At 62.6% G+C, this 15,810-nt stretch carries 22 protein-coding genes and 1 pseudogene; 13 read left to right on the forward strand and 10 right to left on the reverse strand.

Annotated features, from left to right (window positions below; genetic code table 11):
• Positions 1-4: 4 nt before the first annotated feature.
• The 4 genes from IEV58_RS04860 to IEV58_RS04875 all read left to right on the forward strand — a co-directional run bounded on the left by IEV58_RS04860 (position 5) and on the right by IEV58_RS04875 (position 1,821).
• On the forward strand, positions 5-232 hold the full coding sequence (locus IEV58_RS04860) for a DUF378 domain-containing protein (RefSeq protein ID WP_188408537.1): 228 nt from the start codon (positions 5-7) through the stop codon (positions 230-232).
• A gap of 210 nt (positions 233-442) precedes the next feature.
• Positions 443-826 (forward strand): response regulator, encoded by a 384-nt coding sequence (locus IEV58_RS04865; RefSeq protein WP_188408538.1) that lies wholly within the window; start codon positions 443-445, stop codon positions 824-826.
• Between the two features lie 54 nt (positions 827-880).
• Positions 881-1,519, forward strand: coding sequence for a protein phosphatase CheZ (locus tag IEV58_RS04870; RefSeq protein ID WP_188408539.1), 639 nt, complete (start codon positions 881-883; stop codon positions 1,517-1,519).
• A gap of 74 nt (positions 1,520-1,593) precedes the next feature.
• On the forward strand, positions 1,594-1,821 hold the full coding sequence (locus tag IEV58_RS04875) for a DUF2093 domain-containing protein (protein WP_188408540.1): 228 nt from the start codon (positions 1,594-1,596) through the stop codon (positions 1,819-1,821).
• Here the strand turns inward: IEV58_RS04875 and lpxK are convergent.
• The 5 genes from lpxK to IEV58_RS04900 are packed head-to-tail and all read right to left on the reverse strand — an operon-like array spanning position 1,793 to position 5,883.
• Positions 1,793-2,815 (reverse strand): tetraacyldisaccharide 4'-kinase, encoded by a 1,023-nt coding sequence (gene lpxK / locus IEV58_RS04880; protein ID WP_188408541.1) that lies wholly within the window; start codon positions 2,813-2,815, stop codon positions 1,793-1,795. The genes IEV58_RS04875 and lpxK overlap by 29 nt on opposite strands.
• Positions 2,815-4,104, reverse strand: a complete 1,290-nt coding sequence (locus IEV58_RS04885; RefSeq protein WP_188408542.1) for a 3-deoxy-D-manno-octulosonic acid transferase — start codon at positions 4,102-4,104, stop codon at positions 2,815-2,817. The genes lpxK and IEV58_RS04885 overlap by 1 nt, the downstream gene beginning before the upstream one ends.
• A complete protein-coding gene (locus IEV58_RS04890; RefSeq protein WP_188408543.1) occupies positions 4,097-4,810 on the reverse strand; it encodes a lysophospholipid acyltransferase family protein in 714 nt (237 codons plus the stop codon). The genes IEV58_RS04885 and IEV58_RS04890 overlap by 8 nt, the downstream gene beginning before the upstream one ends.
• A 17-nt stretch (positions 4,811-4,827) precedes the next feature.
• On the reverse strand, positions 4,828-5,058 hold the full coding sequence (locus IEV58_RS04895) for a DUF4170 domain-containing protein (protein WP_188408544.1): 231 nt from the start codon (positions 5,056-5,058) through the stop codon (positions 4,828-4,830).
• 15 nt (positions 5,059-5,073) lie between these two features.
• Positions 5,074-5,883, reverse strand: a complete 810-nt coding sequence (locus IEV58_RS04900; protein WP_229729187.1) for a 3'(2'),5'-bisphosphate nucleotidase CysQ — start codon at positions 5,881-5,883, stop codon at positions 5,074-5,076.
• A gap of 293 nt (positions 5,884-6,176) precedes the next feature.
• On the opposite strand from IEV58_RS04900, the gene IEV58_RS04905 reads away from it, so the two are divergent.
• Complete coding sequence (locus IEV58_RS04905; RefSeq protein WP_188408545.1) at positions 6,177-6,743, forward strand: DUF6101 family protein; 567 nt, start codon at positions 6,177-6,179, stop codon at positions 6,741-6,743.
• Positions 6,744-6,747: 4 nt separating this feature from the next.
• Here IEV58_RS04905 and IEV58_RS04910 read toward each other — a convergent pair whose 3' ends face one another.
• The 3 genes from IEV58_RS04910 to ubiA are packed head-to-tail and all read right to left on the reverse strand — an operon-like array spanning position 6,748 to position 8,914.
• Positions 6,748-7,194, reverse strand: a complete 447-nt coding sequence (locus tag IEV58_RS04910) for a DUF6314 family protein (RefSeq protein WP_188408546.1) — start codon at positions 7,192-7,194, stop codon at positions 6,748-6,750.
• A complete protein-coding gene (locus IEV58_RS04915; protein ID WP_188408547.1) occupies positions 7,191-7,961 on the reverse strand; it encodes a class I SAM-dependent methyltransferase in 771 nt (256 codons plus the stop codon). Before IEV58_RS04915 ends, IEV58_RS04910 begins: the two co-directional genes overlap by 4 nt.
• Positions 7,962-7,972: 11 nt before the next feature.
• The gene (ubiA, locus tag IEV58_RS04920) at positions 7,973-8,914 is read right to left on the reverse strand and encodes a 4-hydroxybenzoate octaprenyltransferase (RefSeq protein ID WP_188408548.1); all 942 of its coding nucleotides are present in this window, start codon (positions 8,912-8,914) and stop codon (positions 7,973-7,975) included.
• Positions 8,915-9,031: 117 nt separating this feature from the next.
• Here ubiA and IEV58_RS04925 point away from each other — a divergent pair, with 117 nt between their 5' ends.
• The 6 genes from IEV58_RS04925 (at position 9,032) to IEV58_RS04950 (ending at position 14,284) form a co-directional block, all read left to right on the forward strand.
• Complete coding sequence (locus tag IEV58_RS04925; RefSeq protein ID WP_229729188.1) at positions 9,032-9,859, forward strand: lytic murein transglycosylase; 828 nt, start codon at positions 9,032-9,034, stop codon at positions 9,857-9,859.
• A gap of 7 nt (positions 9,860-9,866) precedes the next feature.
• A complete protein-coding gene (locus IEV58_RS04930; protein ID WP_188408549.1) occupies positions 9,867-10,622 on the forward strand; it encodes a 16S rRNA (uracil(1498)-N(3))-methyltransferase in 756 nt (251 codons plus the stop codon).
• 99 nt (positions 10,623-10,721) lie between these two features.
• The gene (locus IEV58_RS04935) at positions 10,722-11,390 is read left to right on the forward strand and encodes a L,D-transpeptidase (protein WP_188408550.1); all 669 of its coding nucleotides are present in this window, start codon (positions 10,722-10,724) and stop codon (positions 11,388-11,390) included.
• 187 nt (positions 11,391-11,577) lie between these two features.
• Positions 11,578-12,249 (forward strand): L,D-transpeptidase, encoded by a 672-nt coding sequence (locus IEV58_RS04940; protein WP_188408551.1) that lies wholly within the window; start codon positions 11,578-11,580, stop codon positions 12,247-12,249.
• Positions 12,250-12,332: 83 nt separating this feature from the next.
• Positions 12,333-13,703, forward strand: a complete 1,371-nt coding sequence (locus IEV58_RS04945) for a glutamate--cysteine ligase (protein ID WP_188408552.1) — start codon at positions 12,333-12,335, stop codon at positions 13,701-13,703.
• Between the two features lie 35 nt (positions 13,704-13,738).
• Positions 13,739-14,284: an AAA family ATPase gene (locus IEV58_RS04950; RefSeq protein ID WP_188408553.1), complete on the forward strand. Its 546-nt coding sequence runs from the start codon at positions 13,739-13,741 to the stop codon at positions 14,282-14,284.
• A 33-nt stretch (positions 14,285-14,317) separates the two neighbouring features.
• Here the strand turns inward: IEV58_RS04950 and IEV58_RS04955 are convergent, their stop codons facing one another.
• On the reverse strand, positions 14,318-14,638 hold the full coding sequence (locus IEV58_RS04955; RefSeq protein ID WP_188408554.1) for an antibiotic biosynthesis monooxygenase: 321 nt from the start codon (positions 14,636-14,638) through the stop codon (positions 14,318-14,320).
• Positions 14,639-14,815: 177 nt separating this feature from the next.
• Between IEV58_RS04955 and IEV58_RS18420 the strand changes: the two are divergent.
• Positions 14,816-14,899: pseudogene (locus IEV58_RS18420) on the forward strand (AsnC family transcriptional regulator); the annotation flags it as partial.
• Positions 14,900-14,926: 27 nt separating this feature from the next.
• On the forward strand, positions 14,927-15,274 hold the full coding sequence (locus tag IEV58_RS04960) for an Lrp/AsnC family transcriptional regulator (RefSeq protein WP_229729189.1): 348 nt from the start codon (positions 14,927-14,929) through the stop codon (positions 15,272-15,274).
• 142 nt (positions 15,275-15,416) lie between these two features.
• Here the strand turns inward: IEV58_RS04960 and IEV58_RS18320 are convergent, their stop codons facing one another.
• On the reverse strand, positions 15,417-15,797 hold the full coding sequence (locus IEV58_RS18320) for an NAD-binding protein (RefSeq protein ID WP_268235566.1): 381 nt from the start codon (positions 15,795-15,797) through the stop codon (positions 15,417-15,419).
• Between the last annotated feature and the right edge of the window lie 13 nt (positions 15,798-15,810).

The raw sequence follows: 15,810 nt of genomic DNA on the forward strand, positions 1-15,810 counted from the left end.
GGTCATGAAAACGCTGAATATCATCACACTGCTGCTGCTCATCGTGGGCGGCGTGAACTGGGGTCTTGTCGGTCTGTTCGACCTGGATGTCGTTGCGGCACTGTTCGGTCCCGGCTCGGCGCTCGCCCGGCTTGTTTATATCGTCGTTGGGGTCTCGGCTATCTATCAGCTGATCCCATTGTTTGCCGCTGTGTCGCATGACGGATACAGCAACCCACAGCGGATACACTGACTGCGAACAGGGTCCATGGACGCCGGCCTTCGGGGCCGGCGTTTTTTTGTGCCGGTGGCAAGACAGATGTCTCTGCAACCGGATTAACCGGTTTTTCAATCCGAGCGCTTAAGAAGGGCCTGGAGAAGATGATGCCGTGACGGCGGATGCTTCGGGAACCGCGACAAATGGTCGGCAGAATGCCGATTTGAATTCGCTAGGAGAGTGAGAATGGCTGTCGATAGCTCGATGTCGGTGCTGGTCGTGGACGATTACAAGACCATGATCCGCATTATCCGCAACCTCTTGAAACAGATCGGTTTTGAAGACGTCGACGAGGCGGCCGATGGTTCTGAGGCGCTCGGTAAGATGCGCGAGAAGCGTTATGGGCTCGTCATCTCCGATTGGAACATGGAGCCGATGACGGGCTACGAGCTGCTGAAAGAAGTGCGCGGCGACGAGAAGCTGCAGAAGACGCCCTTCATCATGGTGACGGCTGAATCCAAGACGGAAAACGTCATTGCGGCCAAGAAGGCCGGCGTCAACAACTACATCGTCAAGCCTTTCAACGCCCAGACTTTGAAATCGAAAATCGACGCGGTGTTCGGCGATTGAGCTGCGGCATCATCCGCCATCTAGTTCAGCCCGTTCCGGGCGAGGAAGTGCATCATGCCGCAGACCCGACGTCAGACCTATGACAGCATCCTTGGCCATCTTCGCGCCAATGGTAAGAACGATCCCTCCCTTGGCGATGTAGTCGCGCTGGCGCGCATCGCCTCGGAATCCATGCAGCAGTTCATCCATAACATGGATGCGGCCGTGAACCGCGAGCTGCGCGGCATCGCCGATTACATCGTGACGATGAAGCAGGAGATCGGCGTCTTCCAGGCAAACGATATCAAGGACAGCCGCATCCCCGCCGCGGGCCAGGAACTGGACGCAGTGGTGCAGTCGACCGAGCAGGCGACCAATTCCATCATGGAATGCGCGGAAGAGATCCTGGCTGCGGACACCAGCAATCCGGAAGCTTATCAGTCGCTGGTGAACGACAAGGTCATGCAGATTTTTGAAGCCTGCTCGTTCCAGGACCTTACCGGTCAGCGGGTGTCCAAGGTGGTGGAGACCTTGCAGACAATCGAGAAGCGCGTCGGGCGCCTGATCGATGCGGTCAATGCCAAAGACATCGACGGCGTGTTGTCCATGGCGGAAGAGCAGCGCAAGAAGCGCAAGGAAATGCTGATGCTGAATGGACCGCAGCTTGAGGGCGGCGGTATCGATCAGACCTCGGTGGACGAGCTCTTCAAGTGACAGGCCGATCCGTGATGGCTTCAGGGCCGGGTTTGCCTTGACGCCATCTGGTCTGCGTGTGACATGCTGCAGGCATGAACCGGTTTGAACGACCTATGGGCGGCGCCAGCGAAGCGCGTGTCGAATATCTCGACGCCGACTTCCGCATCTTGTCGCCTGGTAGCTTCGTCCGTTGCGCCGTGACGGGCGATCCTATTCCCCTGGATGAACTTCGCTATTGGTCGGTTGATCGGCAAGAAGCCTATTCCGGCCCTGAGGCTGCGCTCGCGCGCCTCACTGAACTGGGTCTGACCCCACACTGACGATTGCGCGGCCCAGAAGGTCGCGTATTCGAGCCTCGTCCTCGAACTGGAGAGTGACGGGCAGGGCGATGGTGGCGGCCTTCAGAGCGCCGAGCTCGCCCTGGGTGGAAAGCTTCACGACGTCTTTCTCCGTTGCGACCACAAGCGCGCCTTCCTGCTCCGCCTGTGACAGGATCGCGCGTGCCTTGGACGGCGACGGCACGGCGTGATCTCCCAGGGCGTGGAACGCGGCGATCTCGGCGCCCACCTCGCGCAGGGTCGCGGCAAATTTCGCCGGACGGCCGATGCCGGCAAAACCGATCACGCGCCGGCCGTTCAGTCGGGCTGCAATCTCCCTATCCGGCGCTAGGCGAGCCAGGAAAACCGGCTTGCCTGCCGCCCGGGCCGTCGCGGCGATCACGTCTCCCGCCGCTCCCGTGCCGATGATGATCAATCCATCGGAACGCCGTAATTGATCATCCATCGGCGCACGCAAGGGCCCCGCCGGCAGGCACAGCCCGTTGCCGACCCCGACGGCGCCGTCCACCACCAGCAGCGACAGGTCCTTTGTCAGTGCGGGGTTTTGAAAGCCGTCGTCCAGCACCACAGCCGTCGCGCCATCTGCCACCGCCATTCGGGCTCCGGCGACCCGGTCATGAGCCACGTAGGTGGCCGCCTGACGTGCCAGCAGCAGCGGCTCGTCGCCAATAGCTTCGGCACCATGAGCGTAAGGATCGACGCGAACCGGTCCCTGCAGGCTGCCTCCATACCCCCGGGAGACGATAGCCGGCCTTACTTTCATGCCGGTCATCAATACCGCAAGCGCCATGGCGGTCGGCGTTTTCCCGGCGCCGCCGGCGACGGGATTGCCGACGCAGATCACCGGCACGCCGACACCGGTTCCCGAACGCGCCATGCGCGCGGAGGTGAGGGCACCCCAAACCGCGCCAACCGGCGACAGCAGAAAGGCGGCCAGCCCCGGCCGCTCCCGCCACCAGAAGGCGGGAGCGCGCATCAGGTGCGCCCCAGCCGCAGTTGCATCAGATAGGGGTCGATGGCTGCGACCGTGCGGCCAAGTGCGCCGGAATAGGCGATGACGATCTCAGCCGCCGCACGGCGCATGTCCTCGCAGGCCTCTTCGTTGGAAACCAGCGTCGTCACGACTTCGGCAAGCGCGTCGCCGTCGACCACGGTGAGGGCGCCCTGCACCCGATCGAGCGATTCATAAACGGCGGTGAAGTTGTGAATGTGCGGGCCGTGGAGAACCGGCACGCCAAGCTTTGCCGGTTCGATGGGGTTCTGCCCCCCGTGCGGGACCAGAGAACCGCCCATGAAGACCACATTTGCGAGGCGATAGAACAGACCGAGCTCGCCGATGGTGTCGGCAATATAAATCTGGGTGTCGTGATGGACTTCCTCGCCGAAAGAGCGGGTGGCGACTGACAGTCCCGCGTTGGCCACGGTCTCGCCGGCCTCGTAACCACGCTCCGGGTGACGCGGGACGATGATCGTCAAGAGGTCGGGCAACTGGTCCGACATCTTCTGATGGGCCTCGGCGATGACCGCTTCCTCACCGGAGTGGGTGCTGGCCGCCACAAGAACGGGGCGATGACCCAGCGCGATCTTGAGCCGCTGCAACAGGCTGCTGTCGGCCGGCGGTGGCGGCACATCGAACTTGAGATTTCCCGTGGTGACCACGCGCGGAGCGCCCAAAGACTCGAGCCGCTTGGCATCCACGTCGGATTGAGCAAGGCACAGGTCGATCCGGTTAAGCAGGGTTCCGATTGTGGAGCGCGCGCGCCCCCAGCGCCGGAACGAGCGTTCCGACATGCGTGCATTGACGAGGATCACCGGCGTGGAAGCGGCACGAAGACCCTCCAGCAGGTTTGGCCAAAGCTCTGATTCCGCGAAGATCGCCATATCCGGACGCCAATGGGCCAGGAAACGGCGCACGTAGCGTGGCACGTCCAGCGGCACATACTGGTGGATGGCATTCTGGGGCAGCCGCTCGTCTGCCAGCTTCGCGGATGTGACCGTGCCCGTGGTGACAAGGAGCACAAAGCCACGTTCACCGATCGCCTCGATCAGAGGAAGGATCGACAGGAACTCGCCAACGCTTGCTGCATGCAGCCAGACAAGGGGGCCGGGCGGACGTGCCGCGCCATGGCGACCCCGCCGCTCGCCGATGCGAGCCGGATCTTCCTTGTTCTTGCGGACACGGTAATGCAGCACGAGGTTCGCCAGCGGCCCGAAGGCCCCAAGGGCGCGCCGATAGGCCGACAGTCCGATCGAGCGATTAGCCATGCCGCGCGCTCCAGGGCTTGCCGCCTAGGCGCTGATAGGCTTGCTCATGCACCGCTTCGAGTTCCGATTCCACCTGCCGTCTCGCCTCTTCCACCGCGTCCGCGCCCGCATCTGCCTGCACACGCACCGCGGGCCCAAGGACAAGCACTCCACGCGAAAACGGCAGACCGATGGTGGCCCTGTCCCATGACCCAAGGGTGATACGCCATCTGGTGACGACCGCAACGGGATAAATCGGCCGTCCAGAGAGTTTGGCGAGAAGCGCCACGCCCTCTCCCGCCACACGCGAGACCTTGGGCACGTCCGCCGTCATGGCGATCATGAATCCTTCCGACAGTGCGCGGACCATGTCCCGCAGCGCCTGGATACCACCGCGCTTGCGGATCTTGTCCGGGGCACCATGCCCGCCCGATCCCCGGATGAGGCCGTGCCCGAGCTTGCGTATGGCAATGGCATTGACCTCGCCGTCGCCGTGCCTCGAGATCAACACCTTGGCCCGCGCACCTTCCGGCACGAAGAAGGACACCAGGAAGTGCTGGCCATGCCACATGGCCGCGATCACCGGCCCGTCACGCTTGAGATCTTCGAGCAGATCAGGCGTCACGACCTCCCACCGCGTCGTGCGGAACACGAACGTCAGGTAAGCCGCCATAAATCCGCCTATCGTCTCCTGGACGAGCGTCGAACGCCAGATACGCTTCAGCATGCCTCTTACTGCGCTGCTCAGTTCGCGCGGTCGGGATTGAGGCTGCGGTCCAGGTTGACCACGAAATAGCGCATATGGGCGTTATCGACCGAACCCTGCGCCTTGGACTTCCAGGCTGCCTTCGCGCTTTCCGCATCGGGGAAGATGCCGACGATGTCGAGCGTCGAAAGATCGTGAAAGTGAACGGTATCGGGGTTCTCGAGCTCGCCGCCGAAAACGAGATGGAGCTTTTGCGGAGTGTCGGTCATGAGAGGCTCACTCAGTCAAGTTTGAGATGATCGGTTCTGGGAAGCTATAGCGGTGACGAGCGTGCTGTGAATAGCCCGCCCGGCGGCAATCAGCGCGGGATGACTGACCTGGAGACGGTTGTAGGTCAGTTCGCGGCCTTGCAGGTCCGTCAGCACCGCCCCTGCCTCGTGGAGGATAAGATCGGCGGCGGCCAGATCCCAATCCTTGGGATTGGTCCGGGCCGTGGCGACATCGATCCGCCCGGCGGCCACATGCACCAGGCGATAGGCGAGGGCATAGACCCAGGGTGCCTTGCGCGCGCCGAACGCGGCGAAGAGGTCGAACAATGGCGCAGGTCCCGAGATGCTGAGCCCTGCGAGCCCTGACGGTGAGGTGGCCATGATGGCTTGGCCGTTGAGCCTTGCTCCGCCACCGGCGGTCGCCTCGAAATATTCGTCTGCAAGCGGATTGAATATGGCGGCAAGAACAGGGCGTCCTCGCTCCACCAGCGCGACCGAAATCACCCACATGGGTATGCCGTCGGCGAAGGCGCGGGTGCCGTCGATGGGATCAACCACCCAAACGTGGCTCCGCTGAAGCCGTTCGGCCGTATCCGCGGTCTCCTCCGATAGCCAGCCCGATCCCGCGAGGAGTGGCGGAAGCCGGGCCTTCAGGAACGTGTCGACCGCGATGTCGCCCTCGGTCACGGGTGAGGAGTCGGCTTTCTCCCAGCGCCGGGCGCCTCGGTGAAAGAAGCCGGCGGCGATCTCTCCCGCCTCGCGCATGATCTGATCAAGCGCGGGTGCCAGGAGGTCGAGGTCAGGTGCGGTTGCCTCTGGGGTCACCAGGGACCTTCAGGAAGATGCTGGAAAGTCATGGCGAATGAAGTAGCGGAGCACCCCGCCCGCGGCAAGATATGACGGCTGACGACCGCAGACCTTTCGTCGCGGCTTGGAAACCAATTGTTCAGGTGTTGGAAAGGTTTTCTTCAATTATCGGAAAGACTTCAAAAACCAAGAAATAGGGATACTTGCGGTTAACCAGAAGAATTAAGCAGATCGGGAAGGTAGCTGCCTAGCATCATGCTCATAAGCCGCGAAACAGCGGCAGGATGACAGTCAAATCGGAGCATGGGCAAATGGAACTTGGTCGAACCACTGCACAGTCAGGATGTCCAAGCCGTCTGGACCCCGCCCATCTCCCCGTTCGCTTCGCGGCTCCCGATGCTGCGGCGGACGGCGGAGAGCGGCGGATCCTTCTGGATCGCGGGGAAGTGATGGTGGCGCGTCACGTTGGCCGTACAGCCATGAACATCAGGCTTCCGATGCGCAGCTTCCGTGGCGTTGCCGTGCGAGTGCTTCCCGGCATCACTGAGAATTTCGATCGTATCGCCATCGTGCTGGCGCATCGCGACCGCGCTTTGGATGTGACGCTTTATGAGGCCGATCACGATGCGGATGTCGTGGCGGAATGGCAGACCTGGGCATCGACGCTTGGTCTGCCGCTTCTGATCGAGGATCTGGACGGCCGCCTGTCGGAGCCTTACAGCCGGCTGGGTCAGGTGCAGATCGCCCGCCCCGGACCGCGCCGCCGCCGTTCCTTTCTCGCACGCCGCCCGCGTTTTCTGATGCGGCGCAAGGCTGGGCATCCCGACCGTGATGCCGAAGTCATCCGCGATGAGCGCGAGATCATCGCCCGCAACTGAGGCTTCAGCGCCGGTAGCGCGTGTCGATCAAATAGTCTTTGCGTGGCCCCGACACCATGTGCCGGACCCGGAACGAACCGCCGGGCTTGAAATCATAGATGCTCTCATAGACATCGGCGCCGCAGTAATGGATGGCGCCGCCGCGCAACTCGGCACCGGCTGCCGAAAGCTCCACATGATGGAATAGCCGCGGCACTCGCTCGTCGAACAAGACATCGAACCCGTTTCCAGCCTGTCTGAAAAAGTAGCGGCGGCTGCCGTCAAGCTCCTGGCCGTCGGCGAGATGCAGGCGAACCTCCTCATGGTAGAGGAGGGCGCCGTCGCCGTGCGGCGAAAAGACAGCGCCGCCTTCCATGGAGATATTGCCGCTGATCTCGCGCTCCAGCTGCCACCGACCGGCAAGCGACAACACCAGGCTGGCCGCCTGCCAGGAAGTCTCACGCCCGCTCACCTTCGGCGGACCATGAAGGATTGAAAGATATAGCCGAAGGGGATGAGGCCGTCGGAGCCGGCGTGTTCTTCTCCAAGACCGCGCAACAGCTCTTCCGCGCGCGCGGCGCCGAGTTTCTCTATCGCCGGCCGAGCATGGGACGAAGAGAGTGCCAGGCCGATATATTGCTCCGCCGTCAGATGAAGAATGGCCGTTTCCTGAAAAACATCGAGCTGTGTGAAGCTCTCAAGTGCCGCCAGCTCTTCCGCATAGTCCGGCCGGCCATAGGTTGCAGGGCCGCCGTGATCGGCGGTGAACCGGATAAGGGCCGCGGCGGCGGGCGATCGTGCCTCGTCGCGCACATACTCCACGATCGCGAGCGGGCCTGAGGGGCGAAGCACTCGTCCTGCCTCGGCAAAGAAGGCAGGCCGATCGAACCAATGGGCGGCCGCGGCGGCAACGACGGCCCGGGCGGAGGTCGCCTCGACAGGCAATCGTTCGGCGGCCCCCGCCGCATAGGTCAGGTTGGTGTCGCGCCCCGCAAGATCGATTGCCTTCTCTCGCATGGCATCCGAAGGTTCGATGCCGATGACGGATATGCTCGCCGGCAGGCATTCCCGCAGCTGGCGGGTGAAGATGCCGGTTCCGCTTCCGACATCCAGCACGGGACCCGTCGTCGGGGGTGCTGCGGCCAGCGCCTGGGCGAGATGCGCCAGCAATCCGCCGGTGTAGTTTGGCCGGAAGGCGCTGTAGCGCTTGGCATCGGCATGAAAGCTCTTCGCGTGCATCCGGCGGTCCGTCAGATCAACGTCATGACATAGGCATCGGCGATGAGGCCAAGGGCGAAGATGAGGCCGGCGTTGCGGTTGGACTTGAAGAGCCGCAGCGCCAGGGCCGGATCGTCGGGCTGAACCTCCGCCACCTGATAGGACAGGTGGGCGGCGAAGGCGAGGAGGCCCACGAAGGCGGTCAGCCCCGCAGCCGACATGATCAGCGCCGAACCGAGCACCAGGATGGTCGCGGCATAGAAGACGCCGACCCAGGCCTTGACCCGCGTGCCGAACAGCCGGGCGGTGGACCGAACCCCGACGAGGGCGTCATCTTCGATGTCCTGCAGCGCATAGATGGTGTCGTAGCCGATGGTCCACAGAAGCGCGCCCAGGTAGAGCGCGATCGCGGGCGCGTCCATGGAACCCATGGTGCCGGACCAGCCGACGAGCGCGCCCCAGGAAAAGCAGATGCCGAGCATCACCTGCGGCCACCAGGTGATCCGCTTCATGAAGGGGTAGGTGGCGACCGGCACCAGCGAGGCCATGCCGACCATGATGGTATAGGTGTCGAACTGGAGCAGCACCAGGAGGCCGACAAGGAGTTGCGCCGCCAGAAAAGCGGCCGCTCCCTTGAGGGTGACCTGGCCGGAGGGAAGCGGTCGGCTGGCGGTGCGGGCGACACGGGCATCGATGTCGCGGTCGACGATATCGTTGTAGGTGCAGCCGGCACCCCGCATGACGAGCGCACCGATTGCGCAAAGCGCGATATGCCACGGATTGGGCCAGGGGAAGCCAAGTGTGATGGCCGCGAGTGCCGCGCCCCATACGCAGGGCCAGAACAGGAGCCAGGTGCCGATCGGCCGATCGAGCCGCGCCAGCCGAAGATAAGGACGAGCCCAGACGGGCGCGTGGCGATCGACCCAGTTGCCCGGCACGGCGTCCGCGACGATGGTGGCGTTTGATTCAATCATGACGGCGAAATGCCTTCAGGAGGGACTGCTCGCAAGCTCTTGAGCACGCCTCCTAGCACAATTTTAAGGCATAGGGCTTATGCAGCGCCCATGCTCTATCCTGATGCAGGGGGTTTCATGTCGCGGCCTGTTTCTATGCGTTTTTCGCTGAAGCTCATTCCGCTGCTTATCATGTGCGGGGCATCTCCAGCTCTTGCCGCCCAGTGCCAGCCTCCCGGGGGCTTCAACGCCTGGCTTGAAGCTTTTGCTCAAGAGGCCGTGGCCTCAGGCATATCGCCTCGCACCGTCTCGGCGACCCTGACCGGGTTGACGCCTGACCAGAAGGTGCTCTCGCTTGACCGCAATCAGAAGGTGTTCAAGCAGAGCTTTCAGCAATTCGCCGCCAATCGCATCACGGCCGGACGCCTGCGCAAGGGCGCGGCTCTCTTGAAGCAGCATGCGTCCCTGTTGGCGCGGATCGAGCAGCGGTTCGGCGTGCCAGGGCCGGTCATCGTTGCCATCTGGGGGCTGGAAACCGATTTTGGCGCCGTCATGGGTAAGCAGCCGGCCATACGCTCGCTGGCGACCCTGGCCCATGATTGCCGCCGCACCGAGATGTTCCAGGGGCAGCTTCTGGACGCATTGCGGATCGTGGATCGCGGCGACATGACGCCGGCCGAGATGCGGGGCGCCTGGGCGGGCGAACTTGGCCAGACGCAGTTCCTGCCAACCTCGTACATTCGCTTCGCTGTTGACTTCGATGGCAACGGACGGCGCGACCTGATCCGATCCACCCCGGATGTTTTGGCCTCGACGGCCAATTACCTGCGCGGCTATGGCTGGCGGCCTGGGCAGCCCTGGACGGAAGGAACAGCGAATTTCGCCGTGTTCCAGCACTGGAACCGGTCGCAGGTCTATCAGAAGACCATTGCTCTTTTCGCCACGAAACTCGCAGGCGGGGTGTGACCGCTTCATGGCCTCCTATGACTTCGCCGCTCAAAGGCTTTACGTGGAGGAGGCTCTCGCAGCCGGCGCCGACGTGGTGCTGGAGGGAAGCCAGGCCAATTACCTGAAGAACGTGCTGCGGCTGGCTGAAGGCGATCAGGTGCTGCTGTTCAACGGCCGCGATGGAGAGTGGCGGTCCCGGCTGAGCGCCATTGCGAAACGGCGGGTGACGCTAGTGGCGGAAGAGCTCGTCCGCCCGCAGCAGAACGCCGGCGATCTTTGGTACGTCTTCGCGCCGCTGAAGCATGCCCGGCTTGATTATATGGTCGAGAAGGCTGTGGAGATGGGTGCATCGCGCCTGATGCCCGTCTTCACCCGCCGCACGCAGGCCTCCCGTGTCAACGGCGAACGTATGCGCGCAAACGCCATCGAGGCCGCGGAGCAATGCGGCATTCTCAATGTTCCCGGCATTGCTGAACCAGCACCTCTCGAAAAGGTGCTCGACGCATGGCCGCCCGAACGGACGATGATCTTCTGCGACGAGGACGCGGGCGCCGCCAGCGCGGTCGAGACGCTGGCGCAGGCGAAACCCGCCGGGCCGCTCGCCGTTCTGGTGGGCCCTGAGGGCGGCTTCGATGAAAGTGAGCGGGCGCGCCTCTTGAGATTGCCGTCCGTGGTCCGGTTGTCGCTTGGCCCCCGCATCCTGCGGGCGGACACCGCGGCTGTTGCCGCTTTGACGGTCGTTCAGGCGGTGCTGGGGGATTGGACAGCACCTGTGACCTGAAAACACCATAGCGCCAAGAAGTTCATCAGCCTCTTGAGAGCGGGGGGGTAGTCATGGCGAATGGTGAAGAATCGTGATTCTCGCCGGGCTGGGACAGCTATGAGCACTGATTGCACCACATCTTCCGCCTCCACTCTGACGCGTCGCAGCCTCGTGCTGGGGATTCCGCTGGTTGCCGCAGCCTGTGTCAGCCCGGGGGGCGGCCCCGCCGGTCCGTGGCGCGCCATGAGCTACGCCGAGATGTACGGCCCTGTCGTTGAAGGCCAATATCGTATTCCGGCCATCGACACGACCACCATCAATCCCGCCTTTCTGCGCAGCGAGGTCTCCTGGACCGGACCTGAGGCCGCGGGCACCATCGTTGTCGATCCCAAGGCCCGTTACGCCTATCTGGTTCAGCCGGGCGGCAAGGCCTTGCGCTACGGCGTCGGTGTCGGGCGCGAAGGTTTTGCCTGGAACGGCAATGCGAGGGTTGGCGCCAAGCGCGAATGGCCGAAGTGGTTTCCGCCGAAGGAAATGATCGAACGGGAGCCGCGCCTGGAACCCTACCGCGAGGGTATGGACCCCGGCATCCAGAACCCGCTGGGGGCCCGGGCGCTCTACCTATATGAAGGCCAGAAAGACACGCTCTACCGGCTGCATGGAACCAACGAGCCGAAGTCGATCGGCACGGCGGCGTCCTCCGGCTGCATCCGGCTCTTCAACCAGGACATCATCGACCTCTATGCGCGGGTGGAAATGAACGCGCCGGTGGTCGTGCGCGCCTGACACAGGCGTTGCCGAAAAAGCACAGGCTTCCGACCTCAACGCCTCACACCGGTTCGTGAGGAAACTGTTTCGAGTTTCGCCACGTTTTGGCCACGTCCTGCACCGACAGGCCGCAGTGAAATATCCGCGTGTTCCCACGCTCACGTATGAAAGGTTTGCAGGATCTGCCTTCCTGCAAGGAATCTTTATGGTCGATGAAGTGTCTCCTGCTGTTCTGAGCCGCCGTGCTTTTGTCTTCGGTGTTCCGCTTGTCGCTGCCGCATGCGTCAGTGCCCCTCAGGAGCCGATAGGTCCCTATGTGGATCCCTATTACGTCACGATGTACGGGCCGGTCCCCAACGAGCGCTACCCTCTGCCGGCCATCGACATCTCGCGTGTCAACCCGATGTTCTACCGCCAGGTGGTCTCTTATCCGACCGTGGAGCGTCCCGGCACGTTGGTGGTCGATCCCTTCAACAAGTTCCTGTACCTCGTCCAGGAGAACGGGCAGGCGATGCGTTACGGCGTCGGTGTCGGCAAGGAGGGATTGGACTGGAACGGGCGCGCAACCATCCAGCGGAAGGCGGAATGGCCGCGCTGGACGCCGACCAAGGATATGATCGCCCGTGATCCGCGCAATGCGGAATGGGCCAACGGCATGGAGCCGGGCCTGGACAACCCACTGGGCGCTCGCGCTCTTTATCTTTATCAGAACGGCCGCGACACGCTGTACCGCATCCACGGCACGCGGGAACCCTATTCCATCGGCACCGCGGTGTCTTCGGGCTGCATCCGTTTGATAAATCAGGATATTATTGATCTTTACTCGCGCGTTCCGATCGGCACCGAAGTGGTGGTGCTTGGCGCGGGCATGGTGTGAGATTCGGGAAACTTAAGGCCCGCCACTAGACGGCGGGCCTTCAACTGCCTACCTCTCGCGGACCCCTCTACGCGAGACCCCGCATGGCCCGCGATATCATCGACGAAACGCCCATCTCCTCCCGCGACGAACTGGTCACCTGGTTCGAGAAGGGCTGCAAAGCGCCCGCCGATTTCCGCATCGGCACCGAACACGAGAAATTTCCCTTCTACATCGCCGACCATACACCGGTGCCATATGATGGGCGCCGGGGCATCGCGGCTTTGCTCGATGGCATGCAGAAGCTGCTGGGCTGGGAGCCCATCATCGAGGGCGATCACATCATTGGCCTGCTGGATGTGACCGGTGGCGGCGCCATCAGCCTCGAACCGGGCGGCCAGTTCGAGCTGTCCGGAGCGCCGGTCGAAACGATCCAGCAGACCTGCCGAGAGCTTCATGCGCATCTCGCGCAGTTGCGGCAGGTGGCCGCCCCTCTCGGCATCGGCTTTCTCGGCCTCGGCATGAGCCCGTCCTGGACCCTGGCGCGCACACCTAGGATGCCTAAGCGCCGCTATGACATCATGACTGGCTACATGCCCAAGGTCGGCACCCGCGGCCTCGACATGATGTATCGTACCTCGACGGTCCAGGTGAATCTCGACTTCTCCTCCGAAGCGGATATGGTCAAGAAGCTGAGGATGAGCCTGGCGCTGCAACCCGTCGCCACCGCGCTCTTCTCCAACTCTCCCTTCACGGAGGGGCGCCCCAACGGCTATCTGTCGGAACGCTCCAACATCTGGCTCGATACCGACAACAATCGAGCCGGCATGCTGCCGTTCGCCTTTGAGGATGGCATGGGCTTTGAGCGATACACCGACTATGCGCTCGATGTGCCCATGTATTTCGTCAAACGCGGCGACACCTATCACGATGTCACCGGCGCGTCGTTCCGTGACCTTCTGGAGGGCCGGCTGCCCCAGTTGCCGGGCGAGCGCGCGACGGTTTCCGACTGGTCGAACCACCTCGGCACGATCTTCCCCGAGGTCCGGCTGAAGCGCTATCTGGAAATGCGGGGTGCTGATTCCGGTCCCACAAGCCGCATCTGCGCCCTCTCAGCGTTCTGGACCGGCCTGTTCTATGATCAGACGGCGTTGGATGCCGCCTGGGACCTGGCCAAGGACTGGACGGAAGAGGAACGCGACACATTGCGCCGGGAAGTGCCGAGAACGGGACTTCGCACGCCCTTCCGCAACCATACGCTGGGCGACATTGCCCGAGAGACGCTCGACATCTCGCGCGCTGGCCTCGTCGCGCGCGGCAAACAGGACAGCTTTGGCGACGACGAGTCTGTCTTCCTTGGACCACTGGATGGCATCGTCACCAGCGGTCGCACCGCCGCGGACGATCTCCTGATGCGCTATGAGGGCGTTTGGCGGCGATCGGTCGACCCGGTGTTCATGGAACAGGCGTACTGACAGGCGGCAAGTGCTCTCGCGCTCGCGTTCAACCAATGCCACGCAAGAACAATTTCTTCGTCATCACCGGCGGTCCAGGCTCCGGGAAAAGCACGCTGATCGGCGCCCTGTCCGCGCGCGGATATGAAACCACCGAGGAGGTGGGGCGCCGGATCATCCAGGAGCAGCAGACGGTCGGAGGCAAGGCGCTGCCCTGGGCCGACAAAGCCTTGTTCGCCGAATTGATGCTGTCGTGGGAGATGCGCAGCTATCGGGACAAGATGGGGAGCCGAAACGTCGTCTTCTTCGATCGCGGCGTGCCCGATGTCGTTGGTTATCTCGAACTCGAAGATATCCCCGTCCCGTGCCATGCGTCGCGTGCCGCACAGACGTTGCTTTACGCGCCACGCGTCTTTCTCTGCCCGCCCTGGCCGGAGATCTTCGGCCAGGATGCGGAGCGCAAGCAGACGCTGGAGGTGGCCGCGCGCACCTATGACACCATGGTGCGTACCTACGGGGCGCTCGGATACGAACTCGTCGAAGTGCCGCGCGCGACGGTGGATGAGCGGGCGGACTTCGTGATCAGAATGGCAGAACGTTAGCGGCAGACTGCTTCGCTCCATACCGGATGAACGTCAGCCGTTATCCTGCACGTCCAGAATGTCGTAACGCTGGGCTTGTGCATCGAAACGCGCAAGCGCCTGGCGAGCATTGTTCGGGACATAGGCGGTTTCGTAGTCCGGCCCCACAAACGCTTTTACCGCGTCCAGATTGTCGAACCACATCACGGTCACAAACTCCACATCCTCCTGGCGCTCGCGCCGCATCAGTTCAATGCGCCTGAACCCGTTGATCTTTTTTGCAAGAATGCCAGGAATGACTTCAGTCCGGACAATGGTTTCATAGGAATCAGCGTTCTTGTGGGTGGCCCAGCCGTGCCAGATGCGCGTGATCATCAACTAGCTCCTGTCTCAGAGGAAGCCCCGGATTATTCCGTTGCTTCCGATGCTGTTCGCACGGGAAGATCTTAACGTGCTGGGGGAGAGCAGGTCCTGCCGAACTTGAGTCCAGAAAATTCCAAGTCTTGGCATGTCTGTTGATTTTATGCGGCCTTCTTAGCATGGTGTGCCACAATGGATCGGATAGACAAAAAGATTGTTGCTGAACTTCAGCGGGACGGCCGCCTGACCAATGTCGAGCTGGCGGACAGGGTCGGATTGTCGCCTTCGCCTTGCCTGAGGCGTGTGCGGCTTCTGGAAGAGGCGGGCATTATCAAGGGCTACCGAGCTGATGTTGATCGGGCCGCGGTAGGTCTGACGACGACTGTTTTCATTGAGATATCCGTCGACCGGCATTCAAAGCAAAACGCCGATGCCGTTCAGGAGCGCCTCGCCGCCATACCAGGGCTCGTTTCGTGCCACATGGTATCAGGCAACGCGGACTTTCTGGCCGAAGTGGTTGTTGCCGATCACGCGGCTTATGAACGTGTGCTGACTGAGCACATCCTGACGATGGAGATGATTTCAAATGTTCGATCGAACTTCGCGCTGAGAACGATCTGCGTTCAGCAGCCGCTCGCATTGTCGGAATAGTTCAAGCAGCCCATGGCGGCATCGTCGACATCGCTCGTTGAAGCCGTGAGGGTTCGGGTCTTCAGAAGCGCAATACGATTCGAGGCATCTGAGGGCAGATCGAGATGCCGCCACTCCCGGTCTGGATCGGTGGATCCTGAGCCTAGGCTTTCACCTTCTCCGCCCACTTGTTGTACATGTCGAGCAGGGCGACGATGTCCTGGCCGCGATATCCCTCGGCCATGGCCACGGAAAACATCTCGCGTACGGCAGATGCCGCCGGTGTCGGCTGATGCAGCGTGCGGCCAAGCTCAATGCCGAGCGCCAGATCCTTCTCGCCTAGCTCCATCTTGAAGCCGGGGGCGAAATTGCCCTTCAGAGCATTCGGAAAGCGCTTGGTGAAATGATGCGAGCGCCCGCCGCTGTTGGCGATCACGTCATAAAGGATCTGCGCATCGACACCCGCTGCGGTGCCGAGCGCGAAGCTCTCGGCCGCCACCAGCACATTGCCCATGGACATCATGTTGTTGACGATCTTGACCACTTTGGCGGTGCCG

This window comes from Agaricicola taiwanensis (assembly GCF_014635245.1).
Lineage (GTDB): Bacteria > Pseudomonadota > Alphaproteobacteria > Rhizobiales > Methylopilaceae > Agaricicola > Agaricicola taiwanensis.